This is a genomic window from uncultured Phocaeicola sp. (assembly GCF_948499155.1).
GTDB classification, from domain to species: Bacteria; Bacteroidota; Bacteroidia; order Bacteroidales; family Bacteroidaceae; genus Phocaeicola; species Phocaeicola faecalis.
The window spans coordinates 355,667-375,705 of record NZ_CAOOSE010000001.1; the positions used below are offsets into that span (position 1 = coordinate 355,667).

The window sequence follows — 20,039 nt, forward strand, 5'->3', positions numbered from 1 at the left end:
AAAATTCTATGGACTATATATTTCTACAAAACTATTGGTGGTTCCTGGTTTCATTGCTGGGTGCCCTGTTGGTGTTCCTGCTTTTTGTACAGGGCGGCAATTCTTTATTGTTCACTTTGGGCCGTACTCACGAAGAGCGTACCATGCTGGTGAATTCCACCGGGCGTAAGTGGGAGTTTACTTTTACTACGTTGGTTACTTTCGGAGGAGCTTTCTTCGCTTCCTTTCCTTTGTTTTATAGCACCAGTTTCGGTGGTGCGTATTGGTTGTGGATGATTATTTTGTTCACTTTCGTGTTGCAGGCTGTGTCTTATGAGTTTCAGTCTAAACTGGGTAATATTTTAGGTAAACGCACCTATCAATGGTTTTTGGTAATTAACGGAGTGGTAGGACCGTTATTACTGGGTGGGGCAGTGGCTACATTCTTTACCGGTTCTAATTTCTTGGTGAATAAAGGAAATATGGGTAATGAACTGATGCCTGTCATCAGTAGTTGGGCTAATGGATGGCATGGGTTGGATGCACTGACTAATCCGTGGAATCTTGTTTTGGGTTTTGCTGTCTTGTTCTTGGCACGTATCTTGGGTAATTTATATTTTATCAATAATATCCGCGATGAAGAATTAATTCCTCACTGCCGCCGCCAATTGATTACGGATACGATTCCTTTTCTTATTCTTTTTCTGGCATTTGTGATACGTACATTATTGAGTGATGGCTTTGCTGTCAGTCCCGATACACAGGAAGTATATATGGAACCTTACAAGTATTTTATGAATTTCATTGATATGCCTATCCTCTTGGTTTTATTCCTGATAGGAGTGGTCGGTGTGCTATTCGGCATCGGTAAATCTATTTTCAGTAAGACATCTACCAATGGTATCTGGTTTGCGGGTATCGGTACTGTGCTGACAGTTTTGTCACTGTTGCTTTGTGTGGGTTATAATAATACAGCATATTATCCCTCTACTGCTGACTTGCAAAGTTCATTGACACTGGCCAACAGTTGTTCCAGTGAGTTTACTTTGCGCGTCATGGCTTATGTATCTATTTTAGTACCTTTTGTTTTGGCATACATTGTTTATGCTTGGCGTGCAATAGACCGAAAGCCTATTACAGCAAAAGAATTGGGAAAAGACAGCCATACTTATTAATCAAGCTTTAATGAAATTAAAATCGGTATCCCAGTTTAGCTAACAGCTGTAAATGGGATGCCGATTTATGTTAAATAACATTGTTTTGATGCATAAAAGACGGACAAACTATTGCAGGATTCCCAAAAGTCCGTACATTTGCACTGTGTTTTTCATAGTATTAGATTTAAGGTTAACAAAGGTTGGAGCAAGGCGTTGCTCCTTTTTTTATGCCCATATACTCCGTTCTTCCCTTATTTGGACAAATTTATGAGATGAAATCGACAAAAGTTATAGTTGGTGGTAGCGATACTGCTCTATCTTTGTACAATAAACCCTCTGTAGAGGTAATGATATTGTTAAACTTAAATTGCATGGATGCTAAAAGATAAGAACATGAAACACCTTCGACTGACTTTCTCTGCATTATTTGCCATGGCAGTAAGTATGCAGACTCTTGCACAAAGAGAGAATATACTCATCAATCAAGATTGGAACTTCCGGTTCTCCCATCAAGTGGATAAGAATTCAAGTCGCCGGGTAGATTTACCCCATACTTGGAATGCACAAGATGCTTTGAGTGGCAAGCCCGACTATAAACGCGGTATCGGTAATTATGACAAGAAACTATTTATTCGTTCCGAGTGGAAAGGCAAGCGACTGTTTCTCCGTTTTGAAGGGGCGAACTGTGTAAGTAATGTTTTCATCAACGGCAAACAGATAGGAGAGCATCGGGGTGGTTATGGGGCATTTATTTTTGAAATCACTGATAAGGTGAATTATGGGAAAGATAATACTGTGCTGGTTCGTGTGAACAATGGTGAACAGCTTGATGTCATGCCCTTGGTAGGTGACTTTAATTTCTATGGGGGTATCTATAGGGATGTGCATTTACTTGTTACAGAAGATATTTGCATCTCTCCTTTAGATTATGCTTCTCCGGGAGTATATCTTGTTCAGCAGCAGGTGGATAAGAAGCAAGCCGGCATTTTGGCCCGTATCAACCTGTCGAACGGAACGGAACACCCCCGGCAGGCAACTCTTAAGCTCCAAGTGAAAGAGGGCGATAAAGTGGTTTATCAGGCAGATAAGAATGTGACTGTTGCACCCCATACCAAGGTGCAATCTGAAGAAATGAGCTTTACCTTGCCAAATCCCCATTTATGGAATGGTACTGAAGATCCTTTTATGTATCAGACCGTGATAACCCTCATGAAGGATGGAAAAGAGATAGATAAAGTGGAACAACCATTGGGACTTCGTTATTATACGACAGATGCCAATCAGGGTTTCTTTCTTAATGGGAAACATTTGCCTCTGCATGGGGTATGCCGCCATCAGGAATGGGCGGAGGTGGGAAATGCACTCCATCCTATGCACCATGAAGAAGATACCCGGTTGATGCTTGAGATGGGGGTGAATGCCATTCGGCTGGCCCATTATCCACAAGCTGCTTATATGTATGATTTGATGGATAGGAATGGAATAGTGACGTGGGCGGAGATACCGTTTGTGGGCCCGGGAGGTTATGCAGACAAAGGTTTTGTCGACCAGCCTTCTTTTCGTGAGAATGGTAAAGAACAGTTGAAGGAGATGGTCCGCCAGCATTTTAATCATCCTAGTATATGCTTTTGGGGGTTGTTTAATGAACTGAAAGAAAATGGAGACAATCCGTTGGAGTACATCAAAGAACTGAATGTGCTGGCACATCAGGAAGACCCGACACGTCCCACTACATCAGCCAGTAACCAGGGCGGTGCTATTAATTTCATAACAGATAATATTGCCTGGAACAGATATGACGGTTGGTATGGAGCAACCCCGGCGACATTGGCTTCGTGGTTGGACAAGACACATCAGTCACATCCCCAAATAAAGATTGCTATCAGTGAGTATGGGGCAGGAGCAAGTATTTACCATCAACAGGATTCATTGGTGCAGACCAGTCCGGGAAGTTGGTGGCATCCGGAAAATTGGCAGACGGAATACCATATTCAGAACTGGAAGATTATCAGTGAACGTCCATACGTTTGGGGAAGCTTTGTTTGGAATATGTTTGACTTCGGAGCTGCTCATCGTACGGAAGGTGATCGTCCGGGTATCAATGATAAAGGGTTGGTAACACACAACCGTAAAGTTAAAAAGGATGCATTCTATTTCTATAAGGCCAACTGGAACCCTGAACCGATGGTGTATATTGCCGGGCGTCGTAGCGTGAATCGCGTAAAACCGGTGACAGAGGTACAGGTATTTTCTAATTGTGCTGAGGTAACTCTGAAGGTAAATAACCAATTGGCAGGAAAAATGCAACCGGATGGCGTGAAAGTATGCGTCTTTAAAGATATCCGGCTGAACAAAGGAAAGAACATGATAGAAGTATCGGCAAAGAATGGTAAGAAAGTAGTAACTGATGCTTGTTGTTGGATCTTATAACAAGGAAAACGTGAGGGTGTGTCGAAATTAAATCGGCCTATCCCATCGTCAGCTGTAGGGGCAGGGTTTGCCTGCCCGAAGACACAAAGTAAACTGTTTTCGGGCGAGCGAACCTCGCCCCTACGAATTAAACGACAGCATTATCCCTGTTTTGACCTCATGAACATATATTAAATAATTTCTATTCCATGTTTTTGGCACAACTCCAGTCCTACATCTTTTAACTTGAATTTCTGAATCTTTCCGCTACCGGTCATTGGAAATTCATCTACAAAGAAGATATATTTGGGAATCTTGTATCGTGCAATTTTGCCTGTGCAGAATTCGCGAACATCAAATTCATTCATTTCTACTCCTTTGTGCAGGATAATGAAGGCACCTACTGCCTCACCATACTTTTTCGATGGGATGCCGGCTACTTGTACGTCTTTGATTCCTTCCATCTGATAGAGAAATTCCTCTATTTCACGCGGATAGATATTCTCCCCACCACGGATAATCATATCTTTGATACGTCCTGTGATTCGGTAATTTCCATCTTCGTCTTTAATTCCCAAATCTCCCGAATGTAGGAAGCCGTTTTGGTCTATCACTTCGGCCGTGGCTTCCGGGTTCTTATAATAGCCTTTCATGGTGTTGTATCCGCGGTTGCACATTTCTCCTTGTACGCCTATCGGACATTCTTCGCCTGTTTCGGGGTCGATGACCCGGACTTCTGTAAACTCAAAATCGTGGCCTACCGTGTTGCAACGCACATCGAATGGGTCGTCCAGGCGAGTGGCCGTCATGCCGGGAGCGGCTTCTGTCAGTCCGTATACACTGGTCACTTTCATAAACATCTTTTCTTCCACTTTTTTCATCAGTTCTACCGGACAGAGAGAGCCTGCCATAATGCCTGTACGAAGGCTTGACAAGTCAAACATGTCAAACATCGGATGATTCAGTTCGGCGATGAACATTGTCGGCACTCCGTAAAGAGCTGTACACCGTTCTTTATGAATAGATGCGAGTACTAGCAACGGATCAAAACGTTCGACCATTACTTGTGTACATCCATGTGTCAGGCAGTTCATGGTGGCAAGTACTACACCGAAACAATGGAAAAGAGGAACGCAAACGCATAGCTTGTCATTCGAAGTAAACTTCATGTGCTCTCCGGTGAGGAAGCCATTGTTGCTTATATTATAATGTGTAAGCATGACTCCCTTTGGGAATCCTGTCGTACCGGAAGTGTACTGCATATTCACCGTATCATGGCAGTCTACTTGTTTTTTGGCTTCGGTGAGTTCGTCATCCTCTACATTGCTTCCCAATAGAAGAATTTCGGAGGTATTATACATTCCTCTGTATTTTTCCTGGCCAATGTAGATGACATTCTTCATGCATGGAAAACGTTTGCTTTTTAAATATCCGCGTTGCGAACTTTTCAGCTCGGGTAGCATAGCATAAACCATGTTGACATAATCGTCTGAGCCGCGATCGCCATTGACGATACATAATGTATGCATATCTGAATTCTGGCAAAGATATTCCAGTTCGGCCTGTTTGTAGTTTGTATTTACAGTTACAGCTACGGCACCGATTTTGGCACAGGCATAGAGGAAAGTGAGCCAGTCGGGTACATTACCTGCCCAGATTCCTACATGAGTGCCTCGTTTGACACCGATGGCAAGCAACCCTTTTGCCATATTATCCACACGTTCATTGAATTGTCTCCAGGTAAAACGCAGGTTGCGGTCTGAATAAACGATATATTCTTTATCCGGAGTGGTTTCAGCCCAATGTTCGAGCCAGTCCCCAAGAGTTCGGGTATATAATTCCATGTCAAATCCGGTTTAGATGGGTGTGTAAATTACTGCCAATATCTTGGCTGCCTGTCCGCAAAGTCCATGTACATGATGAGGAACAATAGAGTCATAATAAATGCTGTCACCGGCTTCTATTACATAACATTTCTTGCCGTGGCATACCTCAATGGCGCCTTCCATGACATAAATGAACTCTTCTCCTTCATGTGATGAAAGAGTAAACTCAACATTCTCATTCGGAGCTACATCAACAATGAAGGGTTCCATGTGACGGTCGGCTTTCGATTTTGAAAGAGAATGGTAGCGCATGTGAGTGCGTAAGTCCATTGCATTATTTGAAAAACTGATTGTATCTTCGGCAGTCTCTTTGCGACAAACTACTGCCCCCTGCTCTTCTTGGTCATCCAAGAAAGTGCCCAAGCGTACACCCAGTGCACGTGCTATTTTGATGAGAGGAGCTAAGGAAGGAAGATCTACATTATTTTCTATGCGGTTGATTTGTTCCTCGGCAAGCCCCGAACGTTCTGCTAGTTCTGCTACACTGATTTCTTTTGTTTCACGCAGCGATTTAATCTTTTCGCCAACGATTCTTGTGCTATCCATATTTGTTAGTATTAGTAATGTTTGCAATGTAATTTGTGCAAAAATACATAAATCTTTTATTTAAGACGGCTTTTTCTCTTTATCTTTGCACTTCAACTATTAAATTAATGAATTATGTTCTCAGGAATTGTAGAAGAATATGCAGAAGTAGTACGTTCGGAAAAAGAACGAACTAATTTACACCTTACATTGAAATGTTCGTTTGTAGACGAACTGAAGATAGACCAGAGCATTGCTCACAATGGTGTTTGCCTGACAGTGGTAAGCATTCAGGATGGTACATATACAGTGACTGCTATTGAAGAAACGTTGGAACGTTCCAACCTCGGACTGTTGAAGGTAGGGGATAAAGTGAATGTGGAGCGCAGTATGATGATGAACGGACGTTTGGACGGACATATTGTGCAGGGGCATGTAGACCAGACTGCGGAATGTATCGGTATTCAAGACGTGGACGGCAGTCGTTATTATACTTTCAAATATAAATTTGACAAGGAAATGGCAAAACGTGGTTATATTACAGTGGATAAAGGTTCGGTTACCGTAAATGGGGTTAGTTTGACCGTATGCAACCCGACAGATGACACTTTTCAGGTTGCTATTATTCCTTACACCTACGAACATACCAATTTCCACACTTTCCAACCGGGAAGTATCGTAAATATAGAGTTCGATATCATCGGCAAATATTTGAGCCGCATGATGCAGTTCAATAACTAAAGGTCTTTCAGCAGTATCTTGCTGGTGCTTTGATAATATTCTTCGCGGGCCTGCATCAGTGCCTCCCACGGAGCACTGTATCGCTCGCGGTCAATCTTGAATGCTTCTGAACCGGCTACATCCAGTCTGTTCAGGAGCATTGCTACATTCATCCGGTTTATATCTACAGACGGAAGGTATGCAAAAGATTCATCGTCATCGTCTACCGGGGTTTCATAAATCATGTGCATGTCTTGCAGTTCGTATAATATATTTTTGGTAAGCCGGATGGGAATCTTATGCTCATCACTCAATGTAACGGCAGTATAAGGAGGTTCTTCCGTTTCAAAACGTTTACAGATGAGTGACATGATGAGGATACAAAGGAAGTCATGATACCGGCGGCTGATATGTGCTGTCTCTTTGCTGAAACTGTAATTCTTCAGATTTTGGGCCACATAGCACAGTTCCGCACCATAAAGACAGATACTCCACGATATTTGTGTCCACAACAGGAACATCGGGATAGCGGCGAAACTACCGTAAATGGCATTGTAGCGCGAAACCCATATCTGGCTTCCGATATATAAATATTGGAATGCCTGAAAAGCAGTACCGGCTATGATACCGGGTATGATAGCATATTTGATTTTTACCTTTGTATTGGGCATAAACACATATAGCCCTGTGAACATTCCCCACGTGAGTATGAAAGGAATAAGCCTGACCATAAATTTCATTAGCGGTGCCAACAATACAAAATCCTCCATATTTTTCAGCATTGTCGTCATGAAGATTGAAATACCGCTTGACAATACAATTAATAACGGAAGAAGTAAAAGGATGGAAAAGTAGTCTGTCATTTTACGGTAAAGCGTGCGTGGCTTCTTCACCTGCCAAATGTAATTGAAAGTACGTTCTATGTTGTATGTCAGGCTGAGGATAGTCCAAAACAGCATGATTAAACCGACACCGATAAATACGCCGCTTTTGGCGTGAATCAGATAAGAGTCAATCAATCCGAGAACCGTCTCTGCGGCTGCACTCTGGCCTTCCAGTCCACTGCGAAACTGGGTTTCCAATAAATTGGAGAAACCAAAGCCGCGTGCAATGGCAAATAATATGGCCAATATAGGAATACTGGAAAGCAATGTGCTGTATGTCAGCGCAGAAGCTTTGTTGATAATACGTCCTTGGGTAAATTCACGGATGGAGAGGGTTGCTATCTTTATTGCATTATAAAGTATTCCACGAGATTTGCTAACCTCGTCTTCCGTCACTCGCCATATATCATCTTTGAGAAACGATTGCAGGCCTTTCAGCTTTTCCTTGTTCATGGTACTCATTTAGGCTCTTTATATATAAAAAAAAGCAGTCGGCCTATAAGCCGGGTTCTGTTCCTTGCCTTGCGGCAAAGCGTCTGTCATTTATCTACGCCTGTTGTCACCAACAGGCTCTAGCGGTCTACCCTCCGACGTGGGGCGAGCAACCCTCATAATGCCGGTTTACATGACCTTACAACTCCTAAGATACACAGCCCGACATGTCACCATGCGGCTGGTGGGCTCTTACCCCGCCTTCTCACCCTTACCTTGTCCCCGAAAGAACAGGGCGGTTCTTTTCTTCTGCATTACTCTACCTTCGCAGATAGCTTTCTGTTAGGAAGTAGGATGCTCTATGTTGCCCGGACTTTCCTCTTCTGCCTTGTGGCATCAGCGACAGACCGGCCGACTGCTTTGAGCGGACAAAGATAATGCTTTTGGCCCGAAGTGCAGCAAAAGGATGAGAAAAAGTATTTAAATGAATGTAAAATGTTGAATTTATGCCTCTGACAGATGTGCTGTCAGCTATTGATAACGAATGCAAATTTGGCAGATATTGCGGTTAACCCCTGTTAAGTGTCTGTATGTCTCTGTTAAAAGAGGGAAAATTTACCTGACAATGCATACAACCGTACATATTTTGTCATTACTTTAGCGATATAAAAGTTAAACTAAAAAATGAAATTAACAAATTAATAGATATTAAGTTATGAAACAAGCAACTAAAATGGTACTAGGAGCAACGGCGATTGTAGCTGTTAGCGCAGGTGTGGCAGGAGTAACGACTTATACTATGTTGAAGCCTGAACAGAATAAGAGTTTGGCTTTTAATGATGTATTCCAACAAAACCAGAATACAAGATTGGCAGCTCTGGATGCAATAAATATGCAACCGGTCGATCTGACTCAGGCGGCCGAGAACTCTGTACATGCAGTTGTCCATATAAAGTCTACCCAAGAATCTAAGACTCAGACTGTAACAGTTCGTGACCCATTCTCCGATTTCTTTGGTGATATCTTTGGAAACGGTAGAGGCGGAGGCCAGCAACGCCAGGTACAAACTCCGGAAAGGGTTGGCTTTGGTTCAGGTGTGATTATATCAAAGGATGGCTATATTGTTACTAATAACCATGTGATTGATAATGCAGATGTAATCAGTGTCAAACTGAACGACGGACGTGAATTTAAAGGACGCGTGATAGGTGCAGACCCCAGTACGGATTTAGCTTTAGTTAAAATTGAAGCTGATGACCTTCCGACAGTACCTATAGGTGACTCGGATGCATTGAAGGTAGGAGAGTGGGTGTTGGCGGTAGGTAATCCATTCAACATGACGTCTACTGTAACTGCCGGTATTGTCAGTGCAAAAGCTCGTACATTGGGTGTATATAATCAAGGTGTAGAATCATTCATCCAAACGGATGCTGCCATTAATCAAGGTAATAGTGGTGGGGCACTGGTTAATGCGGGAGGTGAATTGGTTGGTATCAACTCTGTACTGTATTCACCGACAGGGGCTTATTCAGGATATGGTTTTGCTATCCCGACCAGCATTATGAAGAAAGTTGTATCAGACTTGAAAGAGTATGGGACTGTGCAGCGTGCTATTCTAGGTATTAAAGGCACACCGATTAATGATGACCAGCAGTTAATGGATGATGCAATGAAGAAACAAGTGAAAGACTTGGGCGCAGTAGATGGCGTATGGGTTCGTGAAATCATCGAAGGAGGTTCTGCTGCAGGTAAGTTGCAGGAGAATGATGTTATCATTGGAATAGATAGCAAGAGAGTGAAGAACTTTGCAGAACTGCAGGAAGGTTTGGCTAAGCATCGTCCGGGTGACAAGGTTACAGTAAAAGTTTTACGTGACAAGAAAGAAAAAGATATTGAATTGACTTTAAAGAACGAACAGGGGACTACGAAGGTAGTGAAGAATGCAGGCATGGAAATATTGGGTGCTGCGTTCCGCGAAGTTCCTCAAGAGCTGAAGAAACAACTGAATCTCGGTTCGGGTATTGAAGTAACAGGTGTGACGGAAGGCAAGATGAAAGCTGCCGGTGTCCGTAAGGGATTCATTATTCTGAAAGCTAATGGACAGGTCATTAGAACGGTGAATGATTTGGAGAATGTGCTGAAGGCTGCAACTCAGTCACCCGATCAGGTATTGTTCTTAAGCGGTATGTTTCCGTCAGGTAAACGCGCCAATTACGCTGTAGACTTGACTCAAGAATAATTCATAAAGGATAAAAAGACATAAGGTAATAAGATTTTTTCAATAGGTGTGTGTTTGGTGGATGCACGGCAGTATTATACTAGTCGTGCATCCTATTATATTTAAAGGAGTGTCCTTAATGAAAATAATAGGACTATATGCATTGGAATAACCTAATAATTTTAAGAACTACCCTGATAAAAGTCCTTTTTTGATTTATTGGCAAAAATATTCCAAACAAAATGGATGTTATTCCATTTTAATGTTGTAAATTTGCATCCCAAATTTGTTTTATAGAGAATGAGACAATTAAAGATTACTAAAAGTATCACTAACCGAGAGAGCGCATCTCTTGATAAGTATCTACAGGAAATTGGGCGCGAAGACTTGATTACTGTAGAAGAAGAGGTAGAGCTCGCTCAACGTATCCGTAAAGGCGACCGGGTGGCATTAGAAAAACTGACACGTGCAAACTTGCGTTTCGTTGTATCTGTTGCCAAGCAGTATCAAAATCAGGGGTTAAGTCTTCCTGACTTGATTAATGAGGGAAACCTGGGACTGATTAAGGCAGCCGAAAAGTTTGATGAAACCCGAGGCTTTAAATTTATCAGTTACGCTGTATGGTGGATTCGTCAGTCTATCCTTCAAGCATTGGCAGAACAGTCACGTATTGTTCGTTTGCCGTTGAACCAGGTAGGTTCGCTGAATAAAATCAGCAAAGCTTTTTCCAAGTTCGAACAGGAAAACGAGCGTCGTCCTTCTCCGGAAGAATTAGCCGATGAATTGGAAATTCCGGTAGACAAGATTTCGGACACGTTGAAAGTTTCAGGCCGTCACATTTCTGTAGACGCTCCTTTTGTGGAAGGAGAAGACAACAGCTTGTTGGATGTGCTGGTAAATGACGACTCGCCTATGGCAGACCGTTCCTTGGTTAATGAGTCACTTTCGAAGGAAATCGATAGAGCACTCTCTACGTTAACCGAAAGAGAAAAGGATATTATCCAGATGTTTTTCGGTATTAACACGCAGGAAATGACGTTGGAAGAAATCGGCGATAAATTCGGACTCACTCGTGAGCGCGTACGTCAGATTAAAGAGAAAGCCATTAGAAGATTAAGAGCAAATTCACGTAGCAAGCTGCTCAAGGCCTATTTGGGATAAGACCAAATTCGGTTTCCAAAACAAAAAAAAACAAAGCATGAGTTGAAAGTTTGAGCTTTCATCTTGTGCTTTTGTTCGTTTATAGAGGAATAATGTTAATTTATCTATTACCTTTTTATATTTAGCGGTAAATAACTACTTTTGTCCTCAATAAAATAATAAAAAACAAATTATGAAATTCATCAAGATTTTCTGCTCTTTATTTGTCGTGCTGATGTTGTGCTCGGCATTTTCTTTAAAAGGAAATAAAACCAAGGCTGTATATATAGTAGGTGTGTCTGCTTCGTTTACAGATTCATTGATTTATTTTACAGATATCCAGTTGTTGGATAGTGTGAAACTGGATAATAATAAATTGTTGCCGCAACGTTCTCATTATAGTTATCAGTTGAAGAATTATTTGGAAGGCCAGGAAGGGCTGGTGAACCGTACTTGCTTTGTGTATTTTGATACTAATAAATCGAAATTGGAGAAGACGGTTGCCAAACTGAAATCTAAGTTTCAAAAAGGACACAATGTGTTGATTCGTCCGGTAGACCCGACCCTGTTTCGCTTTACAAAACCGGAGGAAGAATAAACGTTAGTACGCGTGGGTTTGCACGTACGTATGCATGAGCTCACACGTATATACGCATAAGCCCACACGTACGTACGCATGAGGCTACACGTACGTACGTGTGGAATGGGTAGGCCGAAGTTGACTAGAAAGCGAACTCCGCCAGTTTCTTCTTATTGCTCCCCGAGTAATAAATGTATTTGATTTTACTTCCAAATTTCCGATATTCCTCCATTTCCACTGAATTATCAATAGCTTCTTGCAAAGCCTTTTTATAAGTGGCATAATTACTGTTCATGAACTGTGGGCTGTCCAGCTCTCCTGTTACAGTATAATAGTAACTCACAGTATTGTTCTGTTCGTCATAATGAGTACTGTCAATGGTAACGGTTTCATTCAAACGGATAGGGTAGGTTTTATTTAGTTTTTCGGCGGTCTCTTTAAATTTGCGGGCCGGTCCTTTGCTGGTACAAGCAGTCAATGCAGCTATGAGCAAGGCGGATAATACGATTTCTTTTTTCATTATTGTTGGGTATTTTAGGGCGAAAATAGAATATATATGTAAACAAAGCAAGTGTTTATTTGTTTTTTATTCGTATGTTTGTGCAAACAAAAAAAGTAAGACATGTCTAATTTCATAGATGAGCTAAAACGGAAAGACCATAAACGCTATTTAGGTGGTCTTGATTTCTTTAAATATATTGGTCCGGGGTTATTGGTTACAGTTGGATTTATCGATCCGGGGAACTGGGCGTCCAACTTTGCAGCCGGTTCGGAGTTTGGCTACGCTTTATTATGGGTCGTTACACTTTCCACGGTGATGTTGATTGTTTTGCAACACAATGTTGCGCACTTGGGCATTGTTACCGGTCTTTGTTTGAGCGAAGCAGCTACACAATATTGTCCCAAATGGATAGCACGTTCAGTCTTGGGGAGTGCGGTTTTGGCATCTATATCTACTTCTCTGGCAGAGATTCTGGGAGGCGCTATTGCGCTGCAGATGTTGTTGGATATTCCTATTGTGTGGGGGTCTATATTGACCACTCTCTTTGTGGTTATCATGCTGTTCTCCAATTCATATAAGAAGATAGAGCGAGCTATTATTGCGTTTGTCTCTGTTATCGGGTTGTCATTTCTATATGAACTCTTTTTGGTGGATATAGACTGGCCGGTGGCAGCACGTGCATGGGTTGTGCCGAGTATCCCGCAGGGCAGTATGCTTATTATAATGAGTGTTCTCGGTGCAGTAGTGATGCCCCATAATTTATTTTTGCATTCGGAGGTGATACAGAGTCATGAATATAACAAGCAGGATGAGGGTTCGATTCGTAAAGTTTTGAAATACGAGTTTTATGATACGCTGTTTTCCATGATTGTGGGATGGGCGATAAATAGCGCAATGATATTGCTGGCTGCTGCCACTTTTTTTAAAACAAGTACGCCGGTGGAGGAATTGCAACAAGCGAAGTCGTTGCTTGACCCGCTATTAGGGAATAATGCCGGAGTGATTTTTGCATTGGCTTTGCTGATGGCGGGTATTTCGTCTACGATAACCAGCGGTATGGCAGCCGGTTCTATTTTTGCCGGTATCTTTGGAGAATCATATCATATAAAGGACATTCACTCACGTATAGGTGTGCTTTTATCATTGGGGGTGGCTTTAGTGATTATATTTTTCATTGACAATCCGTTTTATGGATTGATTATTTCTCAGATGATTCTAAGTATTCAGCTTCCGTTTACTGTATTTTTGCAGGTAGGGCTTACCTCTTCTAAAAGAGTGATGGGCAAGTATGTCAATTCCCGTTGGAGCAGTTTTGTGCTCTATACCATTGCTATTATTGTTTCAATACTCAACATCATGTTGTTGTTCAGTTGAATAGAAGAGGGCGTTTTTAAACTGAAGGGCCTGTTATTCGATACACTTGCCCCTTTCCTTATTGAGGAGTGGCAGGTGTACTTTCTTTATTTTCTGAAATAATCAGCAATTTATCTCCTGCGTGTAATTGCAGTGAACCATTGGGAATCATAAATTCGTTTCCTCGTTTTACCAACATCACCAATGTACCTTTAGGTAGGTTCATGTCCATCAGGCGGTTGCCCTTGGCCAGCATTTCTTCAGTCAGGATGATATCTCTTAAATCGGTATTAATTTCATCGGGAATCTCTACACCGAAGTCATTTCCGGTCTTTTCGAGAGGAGTGGCCAAATGGAGTAATTTAGCTATCCATGAAATTGTTGTTCCCTGAACCACTAAAGATAAGATAGTGATAAAGAACACGATATTAAATATTTGATTGGAATCCGGTATATTGGCTACCACAGGATAGGTGGCAAATATGATAGGTACTGCTCCTCTCAAGCCTACCCATGATACGAATATGCGTGAGTTAAAATTCATTTTCTTAAATGGTAGCAGGCAAATCAGGACACTCAGAGGGCGTGCAAAAACAATCATAAATACACCGATAAGGAGGGCAGGAACAGCAATGTTCAGCATTTCATGGGGGTTAACCAACAGTCCCAACGTCAGGAACATAATGATTTGGAATAACCATGTCATACCATTCATGAAGGTTGAAATTTCTTTCCGGTTCGTTATGCGGTTGTTTCCTACCATGATACCGGCAATGTAAACAGCCAGATAGCCGTTCCCTTTACACAAATCAGTGACCGTGAAAGTGAAGAATATAAAACTTAATAATAGAATGGGATAGAGGGATTGGTTGTTAAGGTTTATCTTATTCAAGATGAGGATGGCTAACCTGCCCAATAAGAACCCCGAAGCTCCACCTACTATAAACTGAATGCAGAATGAGCCTAGAATATCCATCATTCCCATACCCGAAGAGTTTATAAACTGAATTAAAACAATAGTCAGCATATATGCCATCGGGTCATTGCTGCCACTTTCCAGTTCGAGCATAGGGCGTAGATTATGCTTTAAATTCATGCTTTGCGAGCGGAGAATATTGAAAACGGAGGCTGAATCTGTGGAAGACATGGTGGCTGCCAGTAGCATGGCCGTAATGAGTGACATGGTGATACTCACATGCTCAAAACCTGAAATCCAATATATAAAGAGACCGGTAAAAAGTGTAGTCAGTAATACCCCCACCGTGGAGAGCAGTATCCCTTGTGACAGCACTGGACGAATCTCTGAAAATTTGGTATCCATACCACCTGAGAATAGAATAATGCTCAATGCTACCATACCAATGAATTGTGCTTCATCGGCATTGTGGAACTGCAGCCCCAATCCGTCACTGCCAAAAAACATTCCGACTAATAAAAATACCAGCAATGTAGGTACACCGAAACGATAGCCTGTTTTACTAACTACAATACTTACAAAAAGTAATACCGACCCAATTAATAGGATATTTTCTGCGTTGAATAACATATCTCGTTTTTTACATTATTAGATTATAACAATAGAATCATTTCTAAGGTTCATACTTATTTTATGATTTTTAAGCAATGCAAAGTTAAGAATGTGATGGATTATTCAGACCTTTGCCACGTTAAATCAATCTAAATTTATATATGGATACAACAAAAAATATTGCAGCTTTATTTGACTTTGACGGTGTGGTGATGGACACAGAAACTCAATATAGCGTTTTTTGGGATGAGCAGGGACGCCAATATCATCCTGAAATAAAAGATTTTGGACGTGTGATTAAAGGCCAGACCCTTACGCAGATTTATGATAAATATTTTGCCGGAATGGACGATGCTCAGAAAAAAATAACAGATGGCTTGAACAACTTTGAGAAAAGTATGTTGTATGAATATATACCCGGCGTAGAGAATTTTATGAAAGAATTACGTGCCAATGGAATAAAGATAGCTATAGTAACAAGTTCGAATGCGCAAAAGATGAGTAACGCCTATCGTGTGCATCCTGAGTTGAAAGCAAATGTAGATTTTATCCTTACAGCAGAAAAGTTTACCCATTCAAAACCCGACCCCGAATGTTTTTTGTTAGGAGCTAAGGTCTGTGATACAGTCCCTGAAAACTGTGTTGTCTTTGAAGATTCATTTCATGGGCTGGAAGCCGGAAACCGTGCGAAAATGACGGTAGTGGGACTGGCAACGACCAATCCCGAGGAGGCAATACGCGATAAGGCGAATCTTGTTATTCAGGACTTTAAAGAGTTTAGTTTCGAAAAAATGAAAGAGATAATGAGGTAATGTCATATAAAACATCTACCTTTGCAGCCGTTTTATAAAATTTAAAGTAAATATGGCAGGATATATTTCTGGTGATACACGCAAGGTGACCACCCATCGTTTGGTGGAAATGAAACAGAGAGGTGAAAGAATTTCGATGCTGACCTCTTATGACTATACCACTGCACAGATTGTGGATGAAGCTGGTATTGATGTTATTCTAGTGGGTGACTCCGCTTCTAATGTAATGGCGGGAAATGTAACTACGCTCCCAATAACACTCGACCAGATGATTTATCACGGTAAATCGGTGGTGCGCGGAGTGAAACGTGCTTTAGTGGTGGTTGATATGCCTTTTGGTACTTATCAAACATCTGAGTACGAAGCCGTGACCAATGCAATTAAAATAATGAAGATAACTCATGCCGATGCATTAAAACTGGAAGGCGGAGAAGAGATTATCGATGCAGTAAAGAAGATTATTTCGGCAGGTATTCCAATTATGGGACATTTGGGCTTGATGCCTCAATCCATTAATAAATATGGAACTTACACAGTACGTGCAAAGGATGATGCAGAGGCGGAAAAGTTGATTCGTGATGCTCATTTGCTGGAAGAAGCCGGATGCTTTGGACTCGTGCTTGAAAAAATTCCGGCTGCATTGGCCGAAAGAGTGGCAAAAGAGCTGACTATACCCGTAATCGGCATTGGTGCCGGTGGTAATGTCGACGGTCAGGTACTTGTCGTAGCCGATATGCTTGGAATGACTGACGGCTTTCGTCCGCGTTTCCTTCGTCGTTATGCAGACTTACACACAGTAATGAAAGGTGCAATCGGTCAATATGTAGAGGATGTGAAAAGCGGAGATTTCCCTAACGAGAACGAACAATATTAAAAGGTTCCGATATGTTTGATGACTTCTTCTTTCCGTATGAAAAGGCGAAATTATGGACAAGAGATATGATAATCCTGTCTCTTTCAAACTTTTTCCTTTATATTTCGCTCTATATCATGTTGCCCGTACTTCCTTTGTGGATAGTGCAACATTGGTATTGCAGCTATGCGGAAGCAGGGGGAGCCGTTGCCGTCTTTGGATTGACAATGTTTCTGCCCGGTCCTTGTAACAGCTATATAATAGACACCTTCAAACGGAAAAGTGTATGTATCATTACTCTGGCGTTACTGGCCGGAGTAAGTTTATTATATCCCTATGTCGCCACCGTTGGGATGGTAGCTTTACTGCGTATGGCGCAAGGGGCATTGTTCAGTGTGGTGACAATGACTACCGGAAGCACTTTGGTAATTGATGTTACAGCTTCACGCCGACGTACAGATGCTAACGTCGCTTTTACTTGGTTCGGAAGGTTTGGAATGGCATTGGGACTGGCGTTAGGTGTTTATATATATCCTTATTGGAGCTTTACCTGTGTGGTTTATGTGTGTGCGGCATTTGGAATAGGTGCATTATTATTGATTCCGTTGCTTCATATTCCTTTCCGTGCACCTTTATGTCCTCCTCTTTTCTCTTTAGACCGTTTTTTATTGCCTCGCACGCTTCTTCCCGGAATAAACATGTTGTTGGTCTCTTTTATATTTGGAGTCGTTATTGCACATATTTATAATGAAATATTCTATATTTGCATTCTGATAGGTTTTGCAGTTTCACTGCTTGTTTCCAAGTATGCCCTTTCGCATACTTCGTGTCGTGCAGAGATGGAGTTCGGACAAGCGGCTTTAGTTGCAGGAATATTGTTGATGGCATTTTCAAACAGTTTAGTGAGCAGTTATATCGCGGCCCTTTTGTTGGGTGTCGGCATTGGAATCACTGCATCCCGCTTTTTTGTAATAATGATAAGCTTGCCGTTGCATTGTGAGAGAGGTACAGGAAATAACACTTATCAGTTGTTATGGGAAGTAGGTTTGTTGGGAGGTTTGTTTTTCGAGAATATATGGACAGAAAGCTATCCTGACACAATATATTGGATATGTTTGGGCATCTGTGTGGTTTCATTGGTTCTTTATGAAACGGTGACACACTGTTGGTATTATAAGAGAATGGAAGAAAAACAGTTATAAAATTTAAGATATAAAGATATGGCAGACGACAAGAAAATCATCTTTTCGATGGTGGGCGTGAGTAAAGCTTTCCAGGCGAATAAACAGGTATTAAAAGACATCTACCTATCCTTTTTTTATGGTGCCAAGATTGGTATTATCGGTTTGAACGGTTCGGGTAAGTCTACATTGCTTAAGATTATAGCCGGCTTAGAGAAGAGTTATCAGGGTGAGGTAGTCTTTTCTCCGGGTTATTCAGTAGGCTATCTGGCACAGGAACCGCATTTGGATAATGATAAGACAGTAAAAGAAGTCGTAATGGAAGGCGTGCAGAATATAGTTGATACGCTTGCCGAATACGAAGAAATAAACAATAAGTTCGGTCTTCCCGAGTATTATGAAGACCCCGAAAAGATGGATGCACTTTTTGCTCGTCAAGCAGAGTTGCAAGACATTATCGATTCGACGGATGCATGGAATTTGGATAGTAAACTGGAACGTGCGATGGACGCTTTGCGTTGTCCGCCCGAAGACCAGCCGGTGAAGAATCTTTCGGGAGGTGAGCGCCGTCGTGTGGCATTGTGCCGTTTGTTGTTGCAAAAACCGGATATCTTATTGTTGGATGAGCCGACCAATCATTTGGATGCCGAAAGTATCGATTGGTTGGAACAGCATTTGCAACAATATGAAGGAACGGTTATCTGTATCACTCACGACCGTTATTTCCTTGACCATGTGGCTGGATGGATTCTTGAGCTCGACCGCGGTGAAGGTATTCCTTGGAAGGGTAATTATTCCAGTTGGTTGGAGCAGAAGACCAAACGTATGGAGATGGAAGAGAAGACGGCCAGCAAACGTCGTAAAACGTTGGAGCGCGAGTTGGACTGGGTGCGTATGGCACCGAAGGCCCGTCAAGCGAAAGGTAAAGCTCGTTTGAACTCGTATGATAAACTATTGAATGAAGATCAGAAAGAGAAAGAAGAAAAGCTGGAGATTTTTATTCCGAATGGTCCTCGTTTGGGAAATAAAGTGATTGAAGCCAAAGGAGTGGCAAAGGCGTATGGCGATAAACTGTTGTTTGACAATCTGAACTTTATGTTGCCTCCTAATGGCATTGTGGGCGTGATTGGACCGAATGGTGCCGGTAAAACGACTTTGTTCCGTTTGATAATGGGACTGGAGACAGTAGATAAAGGTACTTTTGAAGTAGGTGAAACAGTGAAGCTGGCTTACGTGGATCAGCAACATAAAGATATTGACGCTAATAAAAGTGTGTATCAGGTAATCAGTGGAGGTAACGAACTTATTCGAATGGGAGGACGTGACATTAATGCGCGTGCTTATCTGAGCCGTTTTAATTTCTCGGGAGCCGATCAGGAGAAACTTTGTGGAATGCTTTCGGGTGGTGAACGGAATCGTTTACATTTGGCAATGGCATTAAAAGAAGAAGGCAACGTGTTACTGCTCGATGAGCCTACCAATGATATCGATGTAAATACTCTTCGTGCATTGGAAGAGGGGTTGGACGACTTTGCCGGATGTGCTGTGGTTATCAGCCATGACCGTTGGTTCCTGGATCGTATCTGCACTCATATCCTTGCCTTTGAAGGAAACAGTGAAGTGTTCTTCTTCGAGGGTTCTTATTCTGAATATGAAGAAAATAAGATGAAGCGTTTAGGCAATGAAGAGCCTAAACGGGTTCGTTATCGCAAATTGATGGAAGATTGATGGGCATTTGATATTTCATGCCGGATTCCCCCTTAAGAGATTTTGTCTTTTAAGGGGTTTTTTATTCATTATTCTGTTATAACCCCCCATTTTGTAATTAGAATGTAGTATATATCCCATTCTTATTTGCTATCTTTGCAACGTCTTTTAAG

At 41.8% G+C, this 20,039-nt stretch carries 16 protein-coding genes and 1 other RNA gene; 11 read left to right on the top strand and 6 right to left on the bottom strand.

What is annotated here, in order from left to right; translation table 11 throughout:
• Nucleotides 1–8 precede the first annotated feature (8 nt).
• Together cydB and QYT14_RS01560 are read left to right on the top strand one after the other, a co-directional pair.
• Nucleotides 9–1,154, top strand: a complete 1,146-nt coding sequence (gene cydB, locus QYT14_RS01555; protein ID WP_237037984.1) for a cytochrome d ubiquinol oxidase subunit II — start codon at nucleotides 9–11, stop codon at nucleotides 1,152–1,154.
• Nucleotides 1,155–1,529: 375 nt separating this feature from the next.
• Nucleotides 1,530–3,566, top strand: coding sequence for a glycoside hydrolase family 2 TIM barrel-domain containing protein (locus QYT14_RS01560; protein ID WP_288324152.1), 2,037 nt, complete (start codon nucleotides 1,530–1,532; stop codon nucleotides 3,564–3,566).
• A gap of 170 nt (nucleotides 3,567–3,736) precedes the next feature.
• Here the strand turns inward: QYT14_RS01560 and QYT14_RS01565 are convergent, their stop codons facing one another.
• Nucleotides 3,737–5,389 carry an AMP-binding protein gene (locus tag QYT14_RS01565; RefSeq protein WP_237037982.1) on the bottom strand — a complete coding sequence of 551 codons (1,653 nt, stop codon included), beginning with the start codon at nucleotides 5,387–5,389 and terminating at the stop codon, nucleotides 3,737–3,739.
• Between the two features lie 12 nt (nucleotides 5,390–5,401).
• Complete coding sequence (locus tag QYT14_RS01570) at nucleotides 5,402–5,977, bottom strand: XRE family transcriptional regulator (RefSeq protein WP_237037981.1); 576 nt, start codon at nucleotides 5,975–5,977, stop codon at nucleotides 5,402–5,404.
• A gap of 114 nt (nucleotides 5,978–6,091) precedes the next feature.
• Between QYT14_RS01570 and QYT14_RS01575 the strand changes: the two genes are divergently transcribed.
• Complete coding sequence (locus tag QYT14_RS01575; protein WP_288324153.1) at nucleotides 6,092–6,697, top strand: riboflavin synthase; 606 nt, start codon at nucleotides 6,092–6,094, stop codon at nucleotides 6,695–6,697.
• Here the strand turns inward: QYT14_RS01575 and QYT14_RS01580 are convergent.
• Complete coding sequence (locus QYT14_RS01580; RefSeq protein WP_237038416.1) at nucleotides 6,694–8,013, bottom strand: YihY/virulence factor BrkB family protein; 1,320 nt, start codon at nucleotides 8,011–8,013, stop codon at nucleotides 6,694–6,696. The two genes, QYT14_RS01575 and QYT14_RS01580, sit on opposite strands and share 4 nt — an antisense overlap.
• Nucleotides 8,014–8,043: 30 nt before the next feature.
• An RNA gene (gene rnpB, locus QYT14_RS01585) (RNase P RNA component class A) lies at nucleotides 8,044–8,411 on the bottom strand.
• A 296-nt stretch (nucleotides 8,412–8,707) separates the two neighbouring features.
• On the opposite strand from rnpB, the gene QYT14_RS01590 reads away from it, so the two are divergent.
• The 3 genes from QYT14_RS01590 (at nucleotide 8,708) to QYT14_RS01600 (ending at nucleotide 11,948) form a co-directional block, all read left to right on the top strand.
• Nucleotides 8,708–10,231, top strand: a complete 1,524-nt coding sequence (locus QYT14_RS01590) for a trypsin-like peptidase domain-containing protein (RefSeq protein ID WP_237037979.1) — start codon at nucleotides 8,708–8,710, stop codon at nucleotides 10,229–10,231.
• Between the two features lie 279 nt (nucleotides 10,232–10,510).
• Nucleotides 10,511–11,371: an RNA polymerase sigma factor RpoD/SigA gene (locus QYT14_RS01595; RefSeq protein WP_005937471.1), complete on the top strand. Its 861-nt coding sequence runs from the start codon at nucleotides 10,511–10,513 to the stop codon at nucleotides 11,369–11,371.
• A gap of 172 nt (nucleotides 11,372–11,543) precedes the next feature.
• Entirely contained in the window at nucleotides 11,544–11,948 is a 405-nt protein-coding gene (locus tag QYT14_RS01600) for a hypothetical protein (protein ID WP_288324154.1), read from the top strand.
• Nucleotides 11,949–12,072: 124 nt separating this feature from the next.
• On the opposite strand, the gene QYT14_RS01605 is transcribed toward QYT14_RS01600, so the two are convergent.
• A complete protein-coding gene (locus tag QYT14_RS01605) occupies nucleotides 12,073–12,450 on the bottom strand; it encodes a hypothetical protein (protein WP_288324155.1) in 378 nt (125 codons plus the stop codon).
• Between the two features lie 102 nt (nucleotides 12,451–12,552).
• Between QYT14_RS01605 and QYT14_RS01610 the strand changes: the two genes are divergently transcribed.
• Entirely contained in the window at nucleotides 12,553–13,806 is a 1,254-nt protein-coding gene (locus QYT14_RS01610; protein WP_288324156.1) for an Nramp family divalent metal transporter, read from the top strand.
• A 58-nt stretch (nucleotides 13,807–13,864) separates the two neighbouring features.
• On the opposite strand, the gene QYT14_RS01615 is transcribed toward QYT14_RS01610, so the two are convergent.
• On the bottom strand, nucleotides 13,865–15,331 hold the full coding sequence (locus tag QYT14_RS01615; protein ID WP_237037975.1) for a potassium/proton antiporter: 1,467 nt from the start codon (nucleotides 15,329–15,331) through the stop codon (nucleotides 13,865–13,867).
• 143 nt (nucleotides 15,332–15,474) lie between these two features.
• On the opposite strand from QYT14_RS01615, the gene QYT14_RS01620 reads away from it, so the two are divergent.
• The 4 genes from QYT14_RS01620 to ettA are packed head-to-tail and all read left to right on the top strand — an operon-like array spanning nucleotide 15,475 to nucleotide 19,887.
• Nucleotides 15,475–16,125 carry an HAD family hydrolase gene (locus QYT14_RS01620; RefSeq protein WP_288324157.1) on the top strand — a complete coding sequence of 217 codons (651 nt, stop codon included), beginning with the start codon at nucleotides 15,475–15,477 and terminating at the stop codon, nucleotides 16,123–16,125.
• Between the two features lie 52 nt (nucleotides 16,126–16,177).
• On the top strand, nucleotides 16,178–16,999 hold the full coding sequence (gene panB / locus QYT14_RS01625) for a 3-methyl-2-oxobutanoate hydroxymethyltransferase (RefSeq protein WP_237037973.1): 822 nt from the start codon (nucleotides 16,178–16,180) through the stop codon (nucleotides 16,997–16,999).
• An 11-nt stretch (nucleotides 17,000–17,010) separates the two neighbouring features.
• On the top strand, nucleotides 17,011–18,180 hold the full coding sequence (locus tag QYT14_RS01630; RefSeq protein WP_237037972.1) for an MFS transporter: 1,170 nt from the start codon (nucleotides 17,011–17,013) through the stop codon (nucleotides 18,178–18,180).
• 18 nt (nucleotides 18,181–18,198) lie between these two features.
• The gene (ettA, locus tag QYT14_RS01635; protein ID WP_237037971.1) at nucleotides 18,199–19,887 is read left to right on the top strand and encodes an energy-dependent translational throttle protein EttA; all 1,689 of its coding nucleotides are present in this window, start codon (nucleotides 18,199–18,201) and stop codon (nucleotides 19,885–19,887) included.
• Nucleotides 19,888–20,039 lie beyond the last annotated feature (152 nt).